At 43.4% G+C, this 19,635-nt stretch carries 17 protein-coding genes; 16 read left to right on the plus strand and 1 reads right to left on the minus strand.

The annotated features are described in order from the left end of the window. Window positions 1-52: 52 nt before the first annotated feature. The 9 genes from HXT33_RS00230 to HXT33_RS00270 all read left to right on the plus strand — a co-directional run bounded on the left by HXT33_RS00230 (window position 53) and on the right by HXT33_RS00270 (window position 8,661). Window positions 53-214 (plus strand): hypothetical protein, encoded by a 162-nt coding sequence (locus tag HXT33_RS00230; RefSeq protein ID WP_308582133.1) that lies wholly within the window; start codon window positions 53-55, stop codon window positions 212-214. Window positions 215-240: 26 nt separating this feature from the next. After that, the gene (locus HXT33_RS00235; protein ID WP_419388964.1) at window positions 241-1,008 is read left to right on the plus strand and encodes an ABC transporter ATP-binding protein; all 768 of its coding nucleotides are present in this window, start codon (window positions 241-243) and stop codon (window positions 1,006-1,008) included. A 71-nt stretch (window positions 1,009-1,079) separates the two neighbouring features. Then, window positions 1,080-2,636 (plus strand): hypothetical protein, encoded by a 1,557-nt coding sequence (locus HXT33_RS00240; RefSeq protein WP_421787062.1) that lies wholly within the window; start codon window positions 1,080-1,082, stop codon window positions 2,634-2,636. Continuing rightward, entirely contained in the window at window positions 2,626-3,357 is a 732-nt protein-coding gene (locus HXT33_RS00245) for a hypothetical protein (RefSeq protein ID WP_421787064.1), read from the plus strand. Before HXT33_RS00240 ends, HXT33_RS00245 begins: the two co-directional genes overlap by 11 nt. A gap of 54 nt (window positions 3,358-3,411) precedes the next feature. Beyond that, entirely contained in the window at window positions 3,412-4,752 is a 1,341-nt protein-coding gene (gene rmuC, locus HXT33_RS00250; protein ID WP_421787066.1) for a DNA recombination protein RmuC, read from the plus strand. 58 nt (window positions 4,753-4,810) lie between these two features. Further along, on the plus strand, window positions 4,811-5,659 hold the full coding sequence (locus tag HXT33_RS00255; protein ID WP_410310126.1) for a hypothetical protein: 849 nt from the start codon (window positions 4,811-4,813) through the stop codon (window positions 5,657-5,659). Window positions 5,660-5,716: 57 nt separating this feature from the next. Beyond that, entirely contained in the window at window positions 5,717-6,523 is an 807-nt protein-coding gene (locus HXT33_RS00260; RefSeq protein WP_421787067.1) for a TrmH family RNA methyltransferase, read from the plus strand. A gap of 132 nt (window positions 6,524-6,655) precedes the next feature. Continuing rightward, window positions 6,656-7,660, plus strand: a complete 1,005-nt coding sequence (locus HXT33_RS00265) for an ATP-binding cassette domain-containing protein (protein WP_004126328.1) — start codon at window positions 6,656-6,658, stop codon at window positions 7,658-7,660. After that, window positions 7,657-8,661 carry an ABC transporter permease subunit gene (locus tag HXT33_RS00270; RefSeq protein WP_421787070.1) on the plus strand — a complete coding sequence of 335 codons (1,005 nt, stop codon included), beginning with the start codon at window positions 7,657-7,659 and terminating at the stop codon, window positions 8,659-8,661. Before HXT33_RS00265 ends, HXT33_RS00270 begins: the two co-directional genes overlap by 4 nt. A gap of 147 nt (window positions 8,662-8,808) precedes the next feature. Here HXT33_RS00270 and vly read toward each other — a convergent pair whose 3' ends face one another. After that, a complete protein-coding gene (vly, locus tag HXT33_RS00275) occupies window positions 8,809-10,359 on the minus strand; it encodes a cholesterol-dependent cytolysin vaginolysin (RefSeq protein ID WP_004136501.1) in 1,551 nt (516 codons plus the stop codon). 381 nt (window positions 10,360-10,740) lie between these two features. Here vly and gatC point away from each other — a divergent pair, with 381 nt between their 5' ends. From gatC to rho, 7 genes are all read left to right on the plus strand, one after another. Next, window positions 10,741-11,037: an Asp-tRNA(Asn)/Glu-tRNA(Gln) amidotransferase subunit GatC gene (gene gatC / locus HXT33_RS00280; protein WP_004136500.1), complete on the plus strand. Its 297-nt coding sequence runs from the start codon at window positions 10,741-10,743 to the stop codon at window positions 11,035-11,037. A gap of 1 nt (window position 11,038) precedes the next feature. Further along, a complete protein-coding gene (gene gatA / locus HXT33_RS00285; protein ID WP_421787073.1) occupies window positions 11,039-12,580 on the plus strand; it encodes an Asp-tRNA(Asn)/Glu-tRNA(Gln) amidotransferase subunit GatA in 1,542 nt (513 codons plus the stop codon). A 33-nt stretch (window positions 12,581-12,613) separates the two neighbouring features. Continuing rightward, entirely contained in the window at window positions 12,614-14,113 is a 1,500-nt protein-coding gene (gatB, locus tag HXT33_RS00290; RefSeq protein WP_004136497.1) for an Asp-tRNA(Asn)/Glu-tRNA(Gln) amidotransferase subunit GatB, read from the plus strand. A gap of 252 nt (window positions 14,114-14,365) precedes the next feature. Beyond that, complete coding sequence (locus HXT33_RS00295; RefSeq protein WP_421787075.1) at window positions 14,366-15,283, plus strand: GNAT family N-acetyltransferase; 918 nt, start codon at window positions 14,366-14,368, stop codon at window positions 15,281-15,283. Then, the gene (locus tag HXT33_RS00300; RefSeq protein WP_004105898.1) at window positions 15,280-15,594 is read left to right on the plus strand and encodes a DUF2469 domain-containing protein; all 315 of its coding nucleotides are present in this window, start codon (window positions 15,280-15,282) and stop codon (window positions 15,592-15,594) included. The genes HXT33_RS00295 and HXT33_RS00300 overlap by 4 nt, the downstream gene beginning before the upstream one ends. Window positions 15,595-15,684: 90 nt before the next feature. Next, window positions 15,685-17,304 carry an NAD(P)/FAD-dependent oxidoreductase gene (locus HXT33_RS00305; protein ID WP_004136495.1) on the plus strand — a complete coding sequence of 540 codons (1,620 nt, stop codon included), beginning with the start codon at window positions 15,685-15,687 and terminating at the stop codon, window positions 17,302-17,304. 296 nt (window positions 17,305-17,600) lie between these two features. Beyond that, window positions 17,601-19,526 (plus strand): transcription termination factor Rho, encoded by a 1,926-nt coding sequence (rho, locus tag HXT33_RS00310; protein ID WP_421787077.1) that lies wholly within the window; start codon window positions 17,601-17,603, stop codon window positions 19,524-19,526. Window positions 19,527-19,635: the final 109 nt, after the last annotated feature.

Consider the following 19,635-nt stretch of genomic DNA (forward strand, 5'->3'; position numbering starts at 1 on the left):
TTTATATTGAATTCTTATAGAATAAGTGTACGTATTCAGGGCTGAATACGTTATGAAGCAGATTGAAAATGGAGATACGAATATGTTCGCAAAGAAAGGATTTGCAATAGTTGCGCTTGCTACTATTGCTTATGATATGCCAATTTCAGCTTATGCTCAGATGAGTGGTTCTGTAGTTGGAATAGACAGAGAAAATATACGAAGTTGTAGGTAAGTAGTCTAGTTATTAAGTGGTGAGATATGCAAGAATCATATACGGGCTCAGATGTGCAACTTGTTAATGTGAATTTTTCGTATGGGAAAAAACAAATTTTGCATAATCTTTCTATAGATTTATCTTTTGGCATATGTGGTCTTTTGGGGCCAAATGGTGCTGGGAAAACTACTTTGCTTAACGTTATGGCGACGATTTATGCTCCCTCTAGTGGAAAACTTTTTGTTCATGGCTTTGATGTAACTTGTCGTGCGGAAAGGGCTAAAGCTCGGTCAAATATTGGTTATTTGCCACAATCATTTGAACTTATGAATGCATCGAGTGTGTTAAAAAATGTTCAATATGCCGCATGGGCGCGAGGTTTATCGTGGAGCGCTGCGTATCAAGCTGCTTGGAATGCTCTCAAACAGGTTGGCTTGGAAAAACAAGCGCATCGCATCGTTGCTAAAATATCAGGAGGCCAGCGTCAGCGTGCTGGTATTGCTTGTGTGATTGCTAGTCAGCCTGCAGTATTAATACTTGATGAGCCTACTGTTGGTTTAGATCCTGAGCAGCGTATTGATATTCGTAATTTTCTTAAGTCTTATTCGCAAAAGCATACTGTTATTGTCAGTACACATTTAGTAGAAGATTTAGCAGTAATTGCGGATCGGGTTATAGTTCTTAATGAAGGAATTATATTGCTTGATGGGAAAATGGATAATCTTCTTCAATATGCTAATCGTGAAGATCTTATGGTAACTCCATGGGAATCAGGGTATAGACATTTGCTATCTAAATTTCATAAAAATTAGTAGTAGCAGTAACTGGATATGTATAGTTTCTTATTTTGTTAATGTGGTAGCAAGTAGGGATGTGATTAAATATGCGTCAATATTCTAACTTTTTAACTGAATTCAGATTTTTTACGAAAAATCATAAGAAGTGCACAATTGTTTCACATATTATGTCCCCATTATCTCTAATAAGCAGTTGTGTTTTTAGCTTATTTTTGATTGCATATCCTATTTTTTTGGGTGTGGCAAATTTTTTAGCGCATAATAATAATTATGCGCTTTGGTTAAGAATTGATGTCACATGGATGCATTGTTTGTCTGATATTGTTGCTTGCATTTTTGGCGCATGGTGTTCATGTAAAGCTTGCTCGCCCAGATGTTTGGTTAATCCTGCGTGGTGTGCAGGAAAATCAGCCAGTCGTTACGCTATTCCTATACTAAAAGGCGCTATACTGTGCAGTTTGTTATATTGTGTAAGTATATTGCCAACAGTAATTCAGAGTGATGTAAATATTACAAATTTTCCGTATTTTCCACTATTGTGTGGAGGCGTGACGCCGAGTGCATTTTTTGCAATTGGTTTTACTTTAGGGGTAATTATTGGCAATCGTTGGGCAATTGTGTTTTCAGCTTTATTATCTTTTGCAATAATTTGGTGCTGTATTTATGGCGTCATTATAATGCGTAATGGCGCCATACCTCAGGGAGATATTTTTCCTAGATATTGGGGTAGTAGTTTATACGCAATACTTCCAGTGTCGGATGCTGGTATTGGTGCTGAGCCTGGTTTGCGTATGAACCCATGGTTGGTGACTTTGCGCATATTCTTTGTGTGTGTTGTTATCGTTTCATGCATTCTTTGTTGCGCGCATATTAGATATTTTTGGCAAAAGGGATCTTATTGGCGCATAAAAGCAATAAGTCTTTCTTTAATTATGCCAATAGTATGTGCTTGTTGTATAGCTATGTGGGGTCCAAAACCTTGGATTCGCTCTGGACCTTTTGTGCCTCAGTGTACGACGTTTAAAGATACTGCTTTTTCTGTTTGTGTACATCCTGAAGAAGCTTATATTCGTAAACTTCGTGCTGTTAAACATTTGAAAACTGTTGCTTCTTGGTTTCCTAAGAATCAGAGAGATTCGCAAGGTAAAGGAATTGTGCTTGTACTGGGGAATGCGTTTACTCCAACAAATACTGAAAAATCTTGGAATCTTACTAATAGTGGTTTAATAAAGTTACGTAATCTTAAAGCTACTGTTATTCAACAACAAACAGATACATTTGTTAGGCGTTCTGAGAAATATGGTGATATGACTGGTATCGCTCAAGAAGTGTTACAAAGATTTGTGCCTGCAAAATGTGCATCAAGTGCTATGAAAGAAGTATATGTAAAAAAGAATCTTGATTCAAACGCTTCTGTTACAGCATTTTTGCTTGCACAACTTCCTTCTCGTATAAGTAATGATGTGTATGGGTCATATGGATTTATTCCAGGTGAAGCAAACGATAAAGTGGCTATGAGTATTAATAATGCTGATGATGCTAAGCTGAAACAATTTGTAAAAAATCATGTTAAAGAACTTAATCAATGCCTCATAACTCCACAACAAGTCTTATCGGAACTTGGTGATAAGCATGAAAAATAATTTTCGCGCTTGGCTTGAAGGTAGGCATTATATTGTTGCAATCGTTGCAATTTTATTGTCCGTAGTCCTTCCCTCTTTGATGTTTGTTATATTCAGATCATTTGTAACGCAGTTGCCAGTTTATGTTGGTTATATTTGTTTGCCGGATTCTGCTAATGTGCATAATGCGGTAGAAGGTATAACGTTCCAATGTCAATCTGGTAGTAGTGCTGTTAATTTTGTTGTTCCTCTGTATGAAGTTATTGTAGTTGGGTTTATTACCGCGGCATTCGTTTGCCTTGCTCCGATTATGGTATCGTGGGAACGTTTCGTGATGAAAAGGCTGCGAATATATGCATTGAGTGCTGCTTTATTGTGTTTGTTTGTTTCATTCGGCGCTTCAGTGTTAATTGTTCGTATAATTGACTTGCAGTTATTGAGTACATTGCAGATGATTTTAGGTAATGCTTGGATTGATATTGTGCTCATAATGATTGGATTAGCCTGTTTTGGAAGGTTTTATGGCCTTGCATTTGGTGTCTTTTTAGCGGTGATGAACATTGCCACACAAGGTTTGCAAAGTAAAATTGGATTGATTTTGCGATGGTATCCTTCTGGAACTTTGCCTGTAATTCCTGGACAATCCATATTGTTATATGTCGTTGTTGTGCTTACTGTAATTGCAGTTTGCCTGTGGAGCGGCACGTGTGGACGTGGATTGCTTTATTTTGAACGTGCTTAAAAGACGTATCTAATTATGTGTTAAAAGTCAACTCAATAGTGTTTAATAGAACGTATGTTCGATAATATTGTGATGCTTGTTTTAATGGTGGTTGCTATTGTAATCACCGCCATTGTTGTGTTGGCTATTGTTAAGCGCAACTCTGGAATGCAAGGAGTTAATGGCGTAAACCAGCGCGAATTTAACGAATTGCGCTCGCAGTATGAACAAGCGCGCGCTCAAGCGCAAGAAAATGGCAATCAGGCTATACGGTATCGCACACAAGCAGAGCAGCTTGCTGAGCGATTAAAGTTTGTTGAAGCAGAACTTGCTAAAGCGCAGCAAGCAGAACAATTGCGAGTGAATCGTGAAGAACAATTGCGTGCAGAGCGAGAAGAACGCGAACGGTTAAATCGTGAAAAAACTTTGAAAGAGCAAGGTAAAGTTTTGGAAGCGCTTGCTCCAGTAAAAGACAATCTTGAAGCATTGAAGAATAAAGTTTCGCAGATTGAAGAAGGACGCAAGCAAGAAATGGGTGTGCTGAGCACTCAGCTTAAAGGCTTAAGCGAGCAGCAAACAAGGCTTGACCGCGAAACAAGTTCGCTTTCTGCAGCATTGCGAAATAACAAGGTTCGCGGAGCTTGGGGCGAGGCTCAACTAAAGAATATTGTGGAATCCGCAGGCTTGCTTGAACATGTTGATTTTGATACGCAGGTTGTTGTAACTGGAGTAAATGGCGAGCAGCAGAGGCCGGATATGGTTGTGCATCTGCCAGGAGGCAAAACAATTCCAGTTGATGCAAAAGTTCCATATGCGGATTATCAACGCGCTTGCGAAATACCAGATAATGCAAGTGACGAAGAATTAGCTAGAAGGAACGAGCTTCTAAAAGCGCACGCTAAGGCTTTGCGAGAGCACGTTAGAGTATTGGGAGCTAAAGCATATTGGCAGGCTTTTGAAACAGCACCAGATTTTGTAGTTGCATTTATTCCAAACGAAGCGTTGCTTCAGGCAGCTCTTGAGGCGGATCCAACGCTTATGGATGATGCTTTTGCGCAAAAAGTAGCACTCACTTCGCCAGTTACTTTGTGGGCCGTGCTTAAGTCTGTTGCGTACGCATGGCAGCAGCAAAGTCTCACAGATGATGCAAAAGAACTTTTCGATTTATCTCGAGAATTGTACGATCGCTTTGCAGTTCTTGGAGAAAATGCTTCAAAACTTGGCGTATCTTTGGCAAGAACAGTTGCAGCTTACAATAAGTTTGCTTCCTCGCTTGAATCGCGAGTGTTGGTAACAGCGCGTAAACTTCAGAAGTTAGATCAAAGTAAAGTTATTGCTTCAATAGATCTTATAGATTCTGATAAAGCTGATGTTAAAGAGCTGAGCGCTCCGGAAGTATCAGTAGAAGATCGTTAAGCATAAAAACATCAAAGCATCAAAAATTAAAGAACTCTAAACGCTAAGGAGTGTAATAATGACGGAATTACAAGAGGAACGCGCGGAACTTAAGCGCATGCTTTGTGCGGATATGAGTGCGAAACCATTTAGCGAACTGTTTTCTGTTACTTTTGCTCAGCGCGGCTCCAAGTTGGTTGGTGATGTTCTTTTTGATGCAATTGAGAAAGCTGGGTATTCGTTAGAACGCGATGTTGACGCTATTGGTGCGTTAACTGCTGCTGCAGTGCCGATGGTTTTTGCGCTTATTCATGCTGCAGAACGTAAAGGAATTGCACTCGACGGCTTCGTTATGGATTTTGTTTTCCCTGCAACAAAAGGTCCGTCAGTTAAAGGCAAGCGAGTATTGTTACTTGACTCTTGGCTTTCTGAAAAATCGTATGTTCAAACTTCTTCGCTTGTGACTTTACGACACGGCAATGAATTAAGTCTTGATTTTGGCATTGTTAATCAGCAAGGCGCGCAAATTCTTGCTATAGTTGCATTAATTGGTGGTGTTGACGCCGACGAACAAGGCACAAGGCATCTTCAATTAGTAAATCCAATAAGTGAGGAGAGTACTAAAATGGCATTTGTTCAAGCTTTCGATGAAGAAGAATTACGTGCAGATGCAGATCACGACGATTGCTGCAACGACAACTGCTGTGGCGGTCATTGCGAGGTTAAATGCACTGGTGATTGCAAGCATGATGGTTGCACTGAGCCATGCTGTGAAGACAATTGCTGTGGCGGCCATTGCAAAGTAGAGTGCACGGGTGATTGCGCTCACGATGGCTGCACGGAGCCTTGCTGTGAAGACAATTGCTGTGGCGGTCACTGCAAGTCAGGTTGCACAGGAGATTGCGCAACTGACGGCTGCCAAGACTAGCTGCAATTGCCAGCTGCCAATACTAAGCAAAAGTATTAAACGGAGCAAAACTCACACATGCACGAACCGAATCCAATTACTTTGGCTGCAAAAGCTTCCGATGAGCCAGAATTCCGACCTATAGGAGTTGGCCCGTGGGAAGAAGAGCATCCAGGTGAGCCTCGTCCAGATAATCCAGAATCGCCAAATTATGATGCGCGGTTTAGCACTGAATTACTAGACGAAGGCGACCAGCGTAACGTTTTAGACCGTTACCGGTACTGGAAAGTAGAAGCCATAAAAGCGGATCTCGATTCTAAAGGCCGCCATGAGTTTGAAGTAGCTGTAGAAAATTGGACTCACGATTTCAACATAGGCTCTATGGTTCGCACTGCAAACGCGTTTACTGCTAAAAAAGTGTATATCGTAGGGCCTCATAAATGGAATCGCAAAGGCTCGTTAATGACTGAGCTTTACCAATACGTTGAATGCTGCCCAACTATTGAAACTCTAGTAACTAATTGGCGCGAAAATATAGCACGAGAAGCAGAAGAAGCGCATCAACTTTTGCTTAAAGCGCAAGCAGAAGGCAATATAAAGGCCGAAAAAATCGCAAATATTAAGGAACAAGACGCTAAAAACGCGCGCGTTATAGCGCTCGATATTATTCCAGGCGCTGTTGCTATGGAAAACTACAAGTTCCCTAAACGTTGCCTTATGCTTTTTGGTGCAGAAGGTCCAGGTCTTTCTAAAAAAGCGTTAGAAATGGCGGATGATGTTGTTTATATTTCGCAATTCGGCTCTGTTCGCTCGCTAAACGCAGGAGCTGCTGCGGCTGTTTCCATGCACGCGTGGATTGCGCAACATGCAGTACCAAATTGCTGATACAAGCTACAAACAAGCAAATATAAGCAAACAATCGCAAACAAACAATCGCATTACAAAACGCAGCAGCCTGTACTCATAAACGCTTACATTTAATGTGTATTTTTTTTTTATTTGTGATACTGTTAAGCTATGTTAGAATTCCAACATATTACAAAGCGTTTCGGCGCAAAAACAGCGCTTAACGACGTTTCTTTCGTCGCTGAAGACGGTAAAGTCACGGGCTTTTTAGGCCCTAATGGCGCTGGTAAATCTACTACCATGCGTTGCGCGTTAAATCTTATTCATGCCAATAGTGGTACTTCTCTTATTGACGGAAAACCTTACGCAAAAATCGCATCCCCAATGACGGAAGTTGGCGCAGTTCTTGACGCAAAGTCTGCCCACAGAGGTCGTTCCGCTTATAATCACTTGTACTCGCTCGCTTTAACTCACGGAATATCAAAAAAGCGCGTTGACGAAGTGATTGATATTACTGGTTTAACTAGCGTAAAAACTCGCAAAGCGGGATCCTTCTCGCTCGGTATGAGCCAGCGTCTTTCGATTGCGGCGGCACTTTTAGCAGATCCACACAATCTTATTTTGGATGAGCCAATTAACGGTTTGGATCCAGAAGGCGTTAAGTGGGTTCGCGAATTGTGCAAGTATTACGCAAGTCAAGGTCGAGCAATACTACTTAGTTCGCACTTAATGAGCGAAGTTGCGCTTACTGCAGATAACCTTGTGATTATTGCGCATGGCGAAATTTTGAAGCGTACAACAGTACAAGATTTTGTTAATGCACATTCGCAGCACGCTGTGCGACTTGTGACTCCAGAAGGCGAAAAGCTAAAGTCTGTGCTTGCTCAAAATCATCCTGAATGCAAGATTTTGCAAGATGTTCGCACTCCTCAAGACGTTCAAGAAGGCGAGCTCCTCAGAATAACAGGATGTGAGCTTAATCAGCTTGCTCGCGAAATTGCAGATAATCAAATCATGGTTTATCAGCTGAATCAAGAGCATGCATCGCTTGAGGAAGCATATTTGGCTCTTACGCATGGCCAAGAGCAGTACGTGACTAGGACTATTCCTTCCGGAAACTTAAATCCTGCTGAGCAAAGTGTAGCTCAATTTAATAATCAGGGGAGTGCAAAATGAGTGAGCAAGTAGCAAATCAGCAAGTGCAATTGGCTGAATCTAACGCATATCAATCTAACGCACACCAATCTAACGCATACAAGACTGGCCGTAGCATGAACGCTCAGCACTTACGCCTTACATTTATGCACACGCTTAAATCTGAAATTGTTAAGCTGCGCGGACTTGCATCAACATGGTGGTGCATGGCATTAACAGTTGTTTTGCCAGTAATTTTCAGCTTTATAATCGCGCTTGTGCAAAAAGCAATGTCTAAAGTTGACATTAAGAATGGAGCAAGTCAAAGTAAATCAAGCGCTGCAATTACTGTTGGGCCGAGCAATAAAAGTGACCTTATTGCATCTCAAGAAAGCATTTTCCGCTTGGTCATTAGCTTTGCTTCTATATCTTTGATTGTTTTGGCGATTTTTGCAGTGCTTGCTGTAACTGCGGAACATTCTACGACTTCAGTTCAGGCTTCTCTTACGGCTGTACCTAAAAGGGGTATGTTCTTTACGGCTAAGTTTATTGCGGTTGCAATCTATGTTTTTGTAGCCCAACTTATTGCAATGGCAGTTTCTTTAGCTGCTGCAGAATTAGCTTTTATGGGAGATAACATTTCCGGATTATCGGGAAGCAACGTGTGGAAATTGCCGCTTACTCTGTTCCTTGGATCTCCTGCAATCATGGTTGTTGTGGCAGCAATGGCCTACGGTTTTGGCATGATTTGCAAGTCAACTGCCGGCGGAATTATGTGCGTTATTGGAGCCGTGGTGATTCTGCAGACCATTGTTAGCATTATTATGCTTGCAAGCAATTTCGCGAAGTGGACTTCAATACTTATTCAGATTTTGCCAGGCAGTGCTGTAAGCCAATTCTTAGGTGCCTCTGCTAATTCTGGGCTGCAACTTCCACCAAACGCATATGTTTTCACATGGTGGCAGTCCGGTTTAGTGGTTCTTGCTTGGGCGGTAGTTATGTACGCAATTGGTTACGTAATTGAAAGGCACCGCGATATTTAAAATATCTAAATAATATTTCGCAAATAAAATAAATAATACAAATAAAATAAGGGCTTTATCTCGTAACTGGCTACAAGATAAAGCCCTTATTTGTATTCATTTATCTTTAATTATAAATTAAATTATCTTATTAAATTATAGGAAGCATCAGTCGTTCTTCACAGTTTCAGCAACGCGTGGCCACAAGGTTGTGCCCCAGTTCTTGATTGTGCGCTGGCGAACCAGTGGCAAATCGGAACGGTCATACACTGTACGCCATGGCTCCCAAACCAAGCCGGTCTTCTCAACAAGCTTGATGCGGAGGTTGCGCACATTGCCCTTGAACTGAATAGTTGTGTTGAAGTGAGCTGTACGATACTTGCCGTTGCCTTCCCAAGCGCGAGAACGCACGTAAGGAGTGCCGTCAATTTCGGTGCCATACTCATCCCAGTAGATGTAGTAGCGAGCTACATAAGCTCCACGGTGGTCCAAAGTCAAGTAGCCGTCGCGGTAGGAAGAAACCTTAGTTTCAACGTAATCGCTATTGGTTTGCAAAGTTGCTACTTCGTTATCCTTGACGAAGGAAGTGGTGTAAGCAATTGGAACTGCTGGGCTGGAGGTGCTCAAATTTGCGCCTTCCTGAATCAAAGACTTCAACGTATCGATGTTGCCAGTAACAACCTTGGCTGCACCGTTTGCGCTGCCGCCGAGAATTACAGCAGTTACAGAAGTGTTCTGCAAAATGCGATGGAACTCGGTATTTGGCTTGATTTCAACACCCTTGATTGCAGCTTCAACAGCAGCCTGGAAATCGGTGCTCTTGCTGCGGGTGTCGAACTTTACGTACATTGAACGGCCGTAGGCTACGTTGGACACGTATACTGGCGGACGCTGGCTGTCAACGCCTCGGTTCTTCAAGCTTTCTGGCGTAGTGCATGGTGCGAAGAAGTCAGCTGGGCTATCTGGAGCATCAACACTTACGGTGTAGTAGGTCTGCTTGAAGTTCACAATTTGAGTCTGCTTTTCGCCCTTGTGCACAGCGTCGAAATCAATCTTCAGCGGAACGCCAATCTTGGCGAAATCAGCACCAAACTTTGCTTTGAGTTGGTTCATGCTTTGTGCGCTTGCAGAATCGTACTGCATGCGAGCTGCAACATGATGGCTTGCAGCATACTGTGCATTCCACTTGGAAACTAAGCCGTTCACAGCGGAAGTTACAGAGCTCTTGGTTGGGCGCTGAACAGTTACAGCACTTTCGCCGCCGTGGAATCCTGGCAAATCAACGCTCAACGTGATTGGAGCGCGGTTTGCGGAAATCAGGCTTGGCATATTGTCCATCAAATTCTTATCAGCACGGAAAAGAGCACCTGGGTATACGCGATCATCGTTGGCGGAAGTAACCGACAAGTTTGAAGTTGTATTGGTGATGTTCTTCTTCTGATGCTCAACAACAACGAATTCACCGTTCTTGTTGAAGCTGTCGCTGGAGAATTTGTTGTCAATGGTTTCGCCATGACGGGCGAGAATGTTTGTTTTATCGTATTGCAAATCCCACAAATAATTATTCAACGAGTCTTTCTTGGCTGCGCAAGATGTGGCTGGTTCAGAATCCTTAGCGGAAGGAGCGGCCATTGCTGGTACTGCTAAGCATTGTGGAATAATAGTTGCGCCCGCGAGCAACAACATTGCTGCATTACGGTAGAACTTTGAGTTCTTCATATGTGTCCTTCGATTTTTATTAGATTATTTTTATTAGATTATTTTGATGAGATGCTGAAATTTATATGCTTCAATGCATAATGTGCCTCAGTGCATTAGTTTTTAGCGTCTCACAAAACACGATTATTACACACTTTTTATTTATGCGATAATCGCTTAAAAAATTTTTTTATTTTGAAAACAAGAGTTTAAATATCGTTGAAATATCAACAATTTTTGGTTACGTCGTTTTTGCTTATGCGGCGTGTTGATATAGCAATTGCTGCAAATTTTGAAATTTTATATGCGTAATAATTTTGTGAAAACGCGCACGTGCGGTATGTGGATATAATAGATTTTTTCAGCTTTGAAAGGTCACGCATCACACATATAGTTGGGGTTATGCCTACATTCACACGAGAAGAAATTGAGCATTTGGGTGTTCTTTCCCAGATTGCTTTAAGCGACGAGGAAATTAGTCGCTTGCAAGGCGAATTAAACGTCATTGCAGAATCTATTAATAAGGTGCAGGAAGTTGCTGGCGAAGATGTGCCACCTACTGCAAATCCAGTGCCTCTGGAAGCTTATTTGCGCCCTGATGTGCCTGCTACACCATTGACTCAAGAAGAAGCGCTTTCTGGCGCTCCTAGAAGTGAGTCTGGCATGTTTGTAGCACCTCGCATTTTAGGGGAGGAGTGATATGTCGAATACTCAAGATTTAGTAAAGCTTTCTGCTGCCGATATGGCAAAAGCTGTAAAAGCTAAAGAAGTTTCTAGCCGCGAGCTTGTTGAAGCTCACTTGGCAGTAATCGAAGCAGCCGAACCAGAAATCAAAGCATTCTTGCATGTTTCTGCAGATGTTGCACTTGAACAAGCAGATGCTTTTGATAAAAAGAACGCTAATGGCGAGACTGAGGGATTGCCTGAGTTGGCTGGTGTGCCAATTGCCATTAAGGACATGATTGTTACTAAGGGCATTCCGACCACTGCAGCATCTAAGATTCTTGAAGGCTGGGTTCCACCTTACGATGCTACTGTTATTGAAAAGCTCAAGGCAGCTGGCATGCCAATTCTAGGCAAGACTAACCTAGATGAATTTGCTCAGGGTTCTTCTACCGAGCATTCTGCTTACCAAACTACTTGCAATCCTTGGGATACTGAGCGCGTTCCTGGCGGCTCTGGCGGTGGCTCTGCTGCGGCCGTGGCTGCATTCGAAGCTCCTATTGCTTTGGGCACAGATACCGGCGGCTCTATTCGTCAGCCAGGTGCTTTAACTGGTACAGTCGGCGCAAAGCCAACTTACGGTGGAGTCAGCCGCTTTGGTGCAATCGCTATGGCAAGCTCCTTGGATCAGATTGGACCTGTTTCTCGTACCGTTCTTGACTCTGCGCTTTTGCAGGAGATTATTGGCGGCAACGATAGGCGCGATTCAACTTCGATTCCAGCTCCTGTTCCTCCAATGGCTCAGGCTGCGCGTGAAGGCGCTCGCCGTGATTTGAAGGGCGTAAAAGTTGGTCTTGTTAAGGAGCTTAGCGGTGATGGTTTCCAGCCAGGCGTTGAAGCTCGCTTTAACGAAGCTGTGCAATTGCTTAAGGATATGGGCGCAGAGGTTACGGAAGTTTCCTGCCCTCACTTCCCTTACTCACTAGCTGCTTACTACATTATTATGCCTTCAGAAGTTAGCTCCAACTTGGCTCGCTATGATGGAATGCGCTACGGTTTGCGCGTAATGCCACCTGCCGATAAGCCTCAGACTGCTGCAAATATGATGGCTGCAACTCGTGAGGCTGGTTTCGGCGACGAAGTAAAGCGCCGTATTATTCTCGGTACTTATGCTCTTTCCGCCGGCTACTATGACGCGTGGTACGGTTCTGCTCAAAAGGTTCGTACGCTTATTATTCGTGACTTTGAAGAAGCATTTAATAAGGTAGATGTTCTCGTTTCCCCAACAAGCCCTACAACGGCATTTAAGTTCGGCGAGAAGATGAACGATCCGCTTTCCATGTACATGAATGATATTGCTACTATTCCTGCAAACATGGCTGGCGTTCCAGCTTTGAGCCTTCCAACTGGCTTGAGTGACGACGGCTTGCCTGTTGGTATTCAGATTATTGCTCCGCAATGCCATGATGAAAAAATGTACAAGCCTGCAGCAGCCTTGGAATCTGCTCTCGAAGAGCAGTGGGGCGGCCCAATCTGGAAGTCGCTTAAAGCTGGCTGGCTCGATTCATTGGCTAAGTAAAAGTGAAGTAAAGCTTAAGTAAGAAGGATTCTCATGGCTGAAAAACTTATGAAATACGCCGATGCTGTTGAGCAGTTTGATCCAGTATTCGGTTTGGAAACGCACGTTGAGCTTTGCACTCGCACTAAGCTGTTCTGCCCAGCAGAAGTATCTTTTGGTGGCGAGCCAAACACTCAGCTAACTCCTGTAAGCCTTGGTTTGCCAGGCTCTTTGCCAGTTGTAAACAAGACTGCGGTTGATTACGCGATTAAGCTCGGTTTGGCGTTGCATTGCGAAATCGCTGAGTGGAGCCAGTTCGCTCGTAAGAACTACTTCTACCCAGATATGCCTCGCGATTATCAGATTTCCCAGTACGATAAGCCTACTAATGGCAACGGTTACTTGGACGTTGAGCTGGAAGACGGCACTGTGTTTCGCGTGCCGATTGAGCGCGCTCACATTGAGGATGACGCTGGTAAGAATACTCACGTTGGTGGTGCTGACGGTCGTATTGAAGGCGCAAATCATTCTTTGGTTGATTACAATCGTGCAGGCGTGCCTTTAATTGAGATTGTAACTAAGCCAATCGAAGGTGCGGGCAGCCGCGCTCCAGAAATTGCTGGTGCTTATATGCGTGCTATTCGCGATATTGTTCGCGCTCTTAACATTTCCCACGCTCGCATGGAGCAGGGCAATATGCGTGCTGACGTGAACGTTTCGCTTCGTGCAAAGCCAACCGATCCATTTGGTACGCGTTCTGAAACTAAGAATGTGAACACATTCCGTGGAATTGAAAAGACGCTGCAATATGAGATTCGTCGTCAGGCTGCTATTTTGAGCGAAGGCGGCGAGATTTTGCAGGAGACACGCCACTGGGATGAGGCAACTCAGACCACTGCTGGCGGTCGCGTAAAGTCGGATGCTGACGATTATCGCTACTTCCCAGATCCTGATTTGGTTATGCTTCACATCACTAAAGAGCATATTGAGCAAATGAAGGCGCAAATGCCGGAAATGCCTCGTGAGCGTCGTAACCGTTTGCAAAGCGAATGGGGTATTAGTGATCTTGAAATGCGCGATATTTTGAACGCAGATGCTCTTGATTTGGTTGAAGAAACCGTTAAGGCTGGAGCAACTGCAGCAGGTGCTAAGAAGTGGTGGCTTGGTGAGCTTGCTCGCGAAGCAAACACTCGTGGCGTAACTTTGGAAGAATTGCCTATTACTCCGCAAGATGTTGCTGAAGTTGAAAAGCTAATTGCAGACGGCAATCTTAACGATAAGCTCGCTAAGCAAACTGTTGCTTGCGTTTTGGCTGGTGAGGGTAAGCCTGATGAAGTTGTTAAGAAGCACGGATTCAAGGTTATGAACGACGACGGTGCTTTGGAAGCTGCTGTTGACGCTGCTCTTGCAGCCGACCCTGAAGTTGCAGAAAAGCTTAAGGCTGGAAATATGAAGCCGATGGGCGCGATTATTGGTGCTGTTATGCGTGCGACTAAAGGTCAGGCAGACGCTAAGGCTGTTACTAAGATCGTTATGGCAAAAATCAAGGGCTGAAAAACCAAAAGCTAAAAAATTTAATATTTGATAACGCTAATGTATAAGCGCAAAAGCGTAATCAATATCAAAAAGTAAGTGCTGCGTACTTGCTGCATAATCAAATCAGATTTGTTTGTGTAGCAGGTGCGCAGAATTTGCTATTTAGAAATATCGTGACGCATTTTTCGTCTTCTGGATTATCATATATTATGCGACGTGAGAATTATGCGAAGGGCTTAATACTCAAAGGCACAATACAAGTAGGTGACTATGCAACAAACCAATGATGGTGTGAACAACTCTCGCGAGTTACCAAAATCTATAGTAATCCCTCCAATTCGTGGAGAAATGGCGCATCTTCGCCCAGCAACATGCGATGATTTACAGCGTATGGATGAGCTTTGCGCATATGATAACGCTTCGGTTATTACCGGAAAAGATTCTCAATCTGAGCGATCTATGGTTCATGCGTGGGTTGAGCGTTCTGTTCAGTGGTCTAATGACGGTTTTGCTGTTGAAAAAGCTGCTGAATCATGTCGTTTTGCTGGGGATATACAATCTCGTCCTACAATTGCTTGGGCTATAGTTCCAGATGTTTTAGATGATGTTAAGAATACTTCTGGCGCGATTATTGGCATGATTTTTCTTATTGACATAGATGGGTGGTCTCGTTCTGCGCGTATTCAAGTTGTACTTGGCAAGGATTATCGCGGACGTGGCTATTCGCGCGATGCTATGCCTCGAGTGATGACTTACGGTTTTGCTTCAGAGCCAGTAGGTTTAGGATTACATCGTATTTGGGTTGGTGTTCCTGCTGCGAATACTCGCTCGCTTTCTGTATATCAATCTCTTGGTTTTGCACAAACCGGTACTGCGCGCGATGCTTTGTGGGATGCGCAAAATCAAAAGTATCAAGATTTTGTTGTTATGGATACGATTGCAGATGAGTACGATGCAATTCGTTCTCTTGATGCGTTTGGTCTGCATGTTATAGAGGAAAATCCGGGAGTAGTGGAAGCATTGAGTGCACACGAGCACTCAATGGCTATACCGGTGCGTCGTGATAATCTTGATGAAGAATGGCCTTATAATGCAAATAACACCGAAGGTAGTTCTTCAAAAAGAGCTTGGTGGCGCATTATAGGTCGCGGTCGTAAACGTAACACCAATACGGAAGGGAAGCAATGAGCGCCGAAGATCTCGACAATTATGAAACCGATGCTGAACTTGCGTTGTATAAAGAATATCGTGATGTTATTAAGCTTTTTACGTACGTTGTAGAAACAGAACGCCGATTCTATTTGGCAAATAAGGTTGATTTCAACGTGCGTTCGGCCGGCCAAGACGTTTATTTCGACGTTCAACTTACAGATGCGTGGGTTTGGGATGTTTATAGGCCTTCGCGTTTTGTTAAAAATGTGCGAATAGTGACTTTTAAGGATGTTAATGTTGAAGAAGTGCAGAAAACAGACATTGATATTCCGGAATCTATCGCGTGATAAGCGTATGCTCAATAAAGATATATAGAAATTTTACCTAGCACAAAATGTGTTTTTGTAAAAATTGATGTATTAAGGTATGGAGGACAAGTGACGGATACACAATCCCCAAAGAAATCTGTTGTGATTATTGGCGGCGGTCCGGCAGGGTTGACGGCAGCCTGGGAGCTCGTTAAAGATGGCGGTTCTAGTCGCTATGACGTAACGCTGCTCGAAGCAACGCGTGAATTTGGTGGTATTTCGCGTACTGTAAAGTACAACGGTAATCGTATGGATATTGGCGGTCACCGTTTCTTCTCGAAGGATGATCGCATTATGCAGTGGTGGCGTGAAATGTTGCCGTTGCAGGGTGCGCCTTCATACGATGATAAGAAGCTTGGTCGTCACCATGACTTGGAACCAGGTGGACCTGATCCTGAAGTTGAAGACGAAGTTATGTTGAAGCGCCATCGTGTTTCGCGCATTTTCTGGAATCATCATTTCTTCGATTATCCGATTTCTCTTTCCGCAGCCACCTTGCGCTCTATGGGCTTTATTTTGACGATGAAGGTTGGTTTTAGCTACTTGTGGTCGATGATTCACAAGTTGCCAGAAACTAATCTTGAAAACTTCTACATTAATCGCTTTGGTAAGAAGCTTTATTCAATGTTCTTTGAGGGTTATACCGAGAAGCTTTGGGGTAGGCATCCAAGCCAGATTTCTGCAGATTGGGGTGCTCAGCGCGTTAAGGGTTTGAGCATTGTTGAAGTTTTGAAGAATGCTTTTTCTAAGCTTTTCCCTAAGAAAAATGGTAAGAAGAAGGAAGTAGAAACCTCATTAATTGAGGAATTCTGGTATCCAAAGCTTGGCCCTGGTCAATTGTGGGAAACTGTTGAACGCCGTTGCCGTGAAAATGGTGCTACTGTGCGCACAGATGCAAAGGTTGTTGCTATTAAGCAGTCTGATGGCAAGATTTCAAGCGTTGTTATTGAAGATGCCAACGGTGAACGTTCTGAATTGCATGCTGACGAGTTTGTTTCCTCTATGCCTATTAAAGATTTGGTTGCAGCTCTTGAGCAAGGTACAAATGGTGACGAAAAAGCTGAAGTTCCAGCAGAAATGCAACGTGTTGCCAAAGGTTTGCCTTATCGCGATTTTGTGACTGTAGGTTTGCTTGTTAAGCGTGTTCGTCTGCGTAATACTACTACTATTCCAACGCTTGGTAATCCTCCTATTGTTCCTGATTGCTGGATTTATGTGCAGGATCCTGGTTACAAGGTTGGCCGTCTGCAAATCTTCAACAACTGGAGTCCTTATCTTGTTAAAGATGTTGACAACACTGTTTGGATTGGTCTTGAGTACTTCTGCGAAGAAGGCGACGACTTCTGGAATATGAGTGATGAAGACGCTCGTAAGATGGCTATCGACGAATTAACTCGCATGCAGGTTATTAATGGCGAAGAAGATGTTCTTGATTCCCATCGTGAACGTGTTCCAAAGGCTTACCCAGCTTACTTTGACACTTATGCACAAATGCCTGAGTTGATTAAGTATTTGGATAGCTTCGGCAACTTGTATTGCGTTGGTCGAAACGGACAGCATCGTTATAATAACCAGGATCATTCCATGGCTACTGCAATCGAAGCTGTAGAAAATATTCACACTGGCGCAGAATCTAAAGCAAATGTGTGGTCTGTAAATACTGAAAAGTCTTATCACGAAAAGAAGTAGTAAGTATTTATAAATAACTTAAGTAAAAATTAAGCTAAAAGTAGCGTCAATAGTAGTGGCATAGTCCATTATTATTGGCGCTTTTTTATTAGAATATTCAGTTTATAATTTAAAAATAATTGGACTTGCTGGCGCGTCGCGGTTTGCAGCGTCGTAGAGCTGTAGTAGCATACATAATGTTCGTGGTTGTGTACATTGTTATGTAGTAATCATGAGTTCGTGACGGATTTTCCGTAATCTTCCATACAAAGGCTTACCGGTAGTATATTCCGTGTGAGTTAGGGAAAGGTAAAATTGTGGCAACAAGCCAAAATCTTGAGAAAATGAAGCTCTCAGAATTGAAAGATCTTGCGAAGCAAATGGGTTTGCGCGGCACTTCGACCATGCGTAAGCCTGAATTGTTAGCTACATTGAATGCGGCACGCAATGGGGGAGAAGCGCCTGCCGGTGTAAGTGTTCGCACGCCTTACAATTCTACGAGTGCAAGTAAGTCTGCAGATACTCGTGCAGATAATGAAGAAGTTCGTTCGTTGGGCGACGATAAAGACTTGGAAGCGTTGGAAAACTTAGTGCCAAATGCAACTAATGATCATCGCAGGCGCGACGAAGATTTTGGATCTAAGAATTATCGACGAGATAACAATCGTAATTCTTCTTTCCAGCGTCGTCGTGTAAATGATGAGCGAGATAACAATCGTGATCGTCGTGCAGAAGGAGTAGATTCGCGCGATTTAGATCAGATTTTGGCAACTTTGCCAGGAGATGAATCTCGCTCTGAAGGCGAATCTCGTCGACAGCGTGGAGCTTCTCGTGATTTTGATCGAGAAGAGCAAGATAATAAGTCGGAGCGTTTCCAGCGTCGCATGCGTGGTCGCGGTAGAGATTATGAGGATGATCGAGAGGATTATTCTGATCATGATGATCGTCAAGATCGACAGGATCGCCAGGAACGTCAAGATCGTAAAGATCGCTCCGAGCGCAATTCTCGTTTAGACCGTGATAATCGTGAGAGCCGCGAAGAGCGCGATTCTCGAGAATCTCGCCGCGAAGAGCCTCAGGAAGATCTTGTTCCAGTCGCAGGTATTGTTGATGTGCTCGAATCTTATGCATTTGTGCGCACTTCTGGCTACCTTCCAGGGCCAAATGACGTGTATGTTTCAATGAGCCAAATTAAAAAGTATGGTTTGCGCAAGGGCGATGCTGTGCAAGGCTCTATTCGTGCACCTCGCGAGGGTGATCGTAGAAATCAGCGTCAGAAGTTTGTTCCGTTGCAAACTGTTAATAGTATCAATGGAATGAGTGTTGAAGAAGCTCAGAATCGTCCGCAATTTGCTAAGCTTACGCCGCTGTACCCTAATGAGCGCTTACGCCAAGAAACTACTGCTAATCGTATGCTTGGTCGTGTTATTGATTTGGTTGCGCCAATCGGTAAGGGTCAGCGCGGTTTGATTGTGTCTCCTCCAAAAGCTGGCAAGACTATTACGCTGCAAAATATTGCTAACGCTATTACTACGAACAATCCTGAAGTGCATTTGATGGTTGTTCTTGTAGATGAGCGTCCAGAAGAAGTTACGGATATGGAGCGTACGGTTCAGGGTGAAGTTATTTCTTCAACGTTTGACCGTCCTGCTTCCGACCATACTACAGTTGCAGAGCTTGCAATTGAGCGTGCTAAGCGTTTAGTTGAGCTTGGTCAGGATGTTGTTGTTTTGCTTGATTCTATGACTCGTTTGGCTCGTGCATACAACATCGCTGCTCCTGCTTCTGGACGTATTCTTTCTGGTGGTGTTGATGCTCAGGCGTTGTACCCACCAAAGAAGTTCTTTGGTGCTGCTCGAAATATTGAAGACGGCGGCTCTTTGACGATTATTTCTTCCGCTCTGGTTGAAACTGGATCTAAGATGGATGAGGTTATTTTCGAAGAGTTCAAGGGCACTGGCAACATGGAATTGCGTTTGAGCCGCGACTTGGCAGATAAGCGTCTGTTCCCTGCTGTAGATATTAATGCTTCTGGAACTCGTCGTGAGGAATTGATTACTCCGGCTAACGAACTTCCTATTATCTACCGTTTGCGTCGCCTATTTGGCGGTCTTGAGCCTGAGCAAGCGTATCAGACTTTGATTCCTCGCTTAAAGAAGACTGCTTCAAACCGTGATTTTTTGGCTGCTATTGTTCAGCAGGCAAACGGTTCTTCAAATACTTCTGCGCCAACTGCTGCTTAAGTGATTTGAGTGTTATTTTTAAGTTTGTAAGCTGAAAAATAACAGAATAAATAATTTTGCGCACAATCTTAAGAATTTATCCTAGGATTGTGCGCTTTTATTTATTGCT

The organism is Gardnerella sp. DNF00753 (genome assembly GCF_049244275.1).
GTDB lineage: Bacteria > Actinomycetota > Actinomycetes > Actinomycetales > Bifidobacteriaceae > Bifidobacterium > Bifidobacterium greenwoodii.

What these genes read in the sequence shown, in the direction of transcription:
- HXT33_RS00230 (WP_308582133.1), top strand. Translation starts at nt 53, where the DNA reads ATGAAGCAGATTGAAAATGGAGATACGAATATGTTCGCAAAGAAAGGA.
- HXT33_RS00235 (WP_419388964.1), top strand. Translation starts at nt 241, where the DNA reads ATGCAAGAATCATATACGGGCTCAGATGTGCAACTTGTTAATGTGAAT.
- HXT33_RS00240 (WP_421787062.1), top strand. Translation starts at nt 1,080, where the DNA reads ATGCGTCAATATTCTAACTTTTTAACTGAATTCAGATTTTTTACGAAA.
- HXT33_RS00245 (WP_421787064.1), top strand. Translation starts at nt 2,626, where the DNA reads ATGAAAAATAATTTTCGCGCTTGGCTTGAAGGTAGGCATTATATTGTT.
- rmuC (WP_421787066.1), top strand. Translation starts at nt 3,412, where the DNA reads ATGTTCGATAATATTGTGATGCTTGTTTTAATGGTGGTTGCTATTGTA.
- HXT33_RS00255 (WP_410310126.1), top strand. Translation starts at nt 4,811, where the DNA reads ATGACGGAATTACAAGAGGAACGCGCGGAACTTAAGCGCATGCTTTGT.
- HXT33_RS00260 (WP_421787067.1), top strand. Translation starts at nt 5,717, where the DNA reads ATGCACGAACCGAATCCAATTACTTTGGCTGCAAAAGCTTCCGATGAG.
- HXT33_RS00265 (WP_004126328.1), top strand. Translation starts at nt 6,656, where the DNA reads ATGTTAGAATTCCAACATATTACAAAGCGTTTCGGCGCAAAAACAGCG.
- HXT33_RS00270 (WP_421787070.1), top strand. Translation starts at nt 7,657, where the DNA reads ATGAGTGAGCAAGTAGCAAATCAGCAAGTGCAATTGGCTGAATCTAAC.
- vly (WP_004136501.1), bottom strand. Translation starts at nt 10,359, where the DNA reads ATGAAGAACTCAAAGTTCTACCGTAATGCAGCAATGTTGTTGCTCGCG.
- gatC (WP_004136500.1), top strand. Translation starts at nt 10,741, where the DNA reads ATGCCTACATTCACACGAGAAGAAATTGAGCATTTGGGTGTTCTTTCC.
- gatA (WP_421787073.1), top strand. Translation starts at nt 11,039, where the DNA reads ATGTCGAATACTCAAGATTTAGTAAAGCTTTCTGCTGCCGATATGGCA.
- gatB (WP_004136497.1), top strand. Translation starts at nt 12,614, where the DNA reads ATGGCTGAAAAACTTATGAAATACGCCGATGCTGTTGAGCAGTTTGAT.
- HXT33_RS00295 (WP_421787075.1), top strand. Translation starts at nt 14,366, where the DNA reads ATGCAACAAACCAATGATGGTGTGAACAACTCTCGCGAGTTACCAAAA.
- HXT33_RS00300 (WP_004105898.1), top strand. Translation starts at nt 15,280, where the DNA reads ATGAGCGCCGAAGATCTCGACAATTATGAAACCGATGCTGAACTTGCG.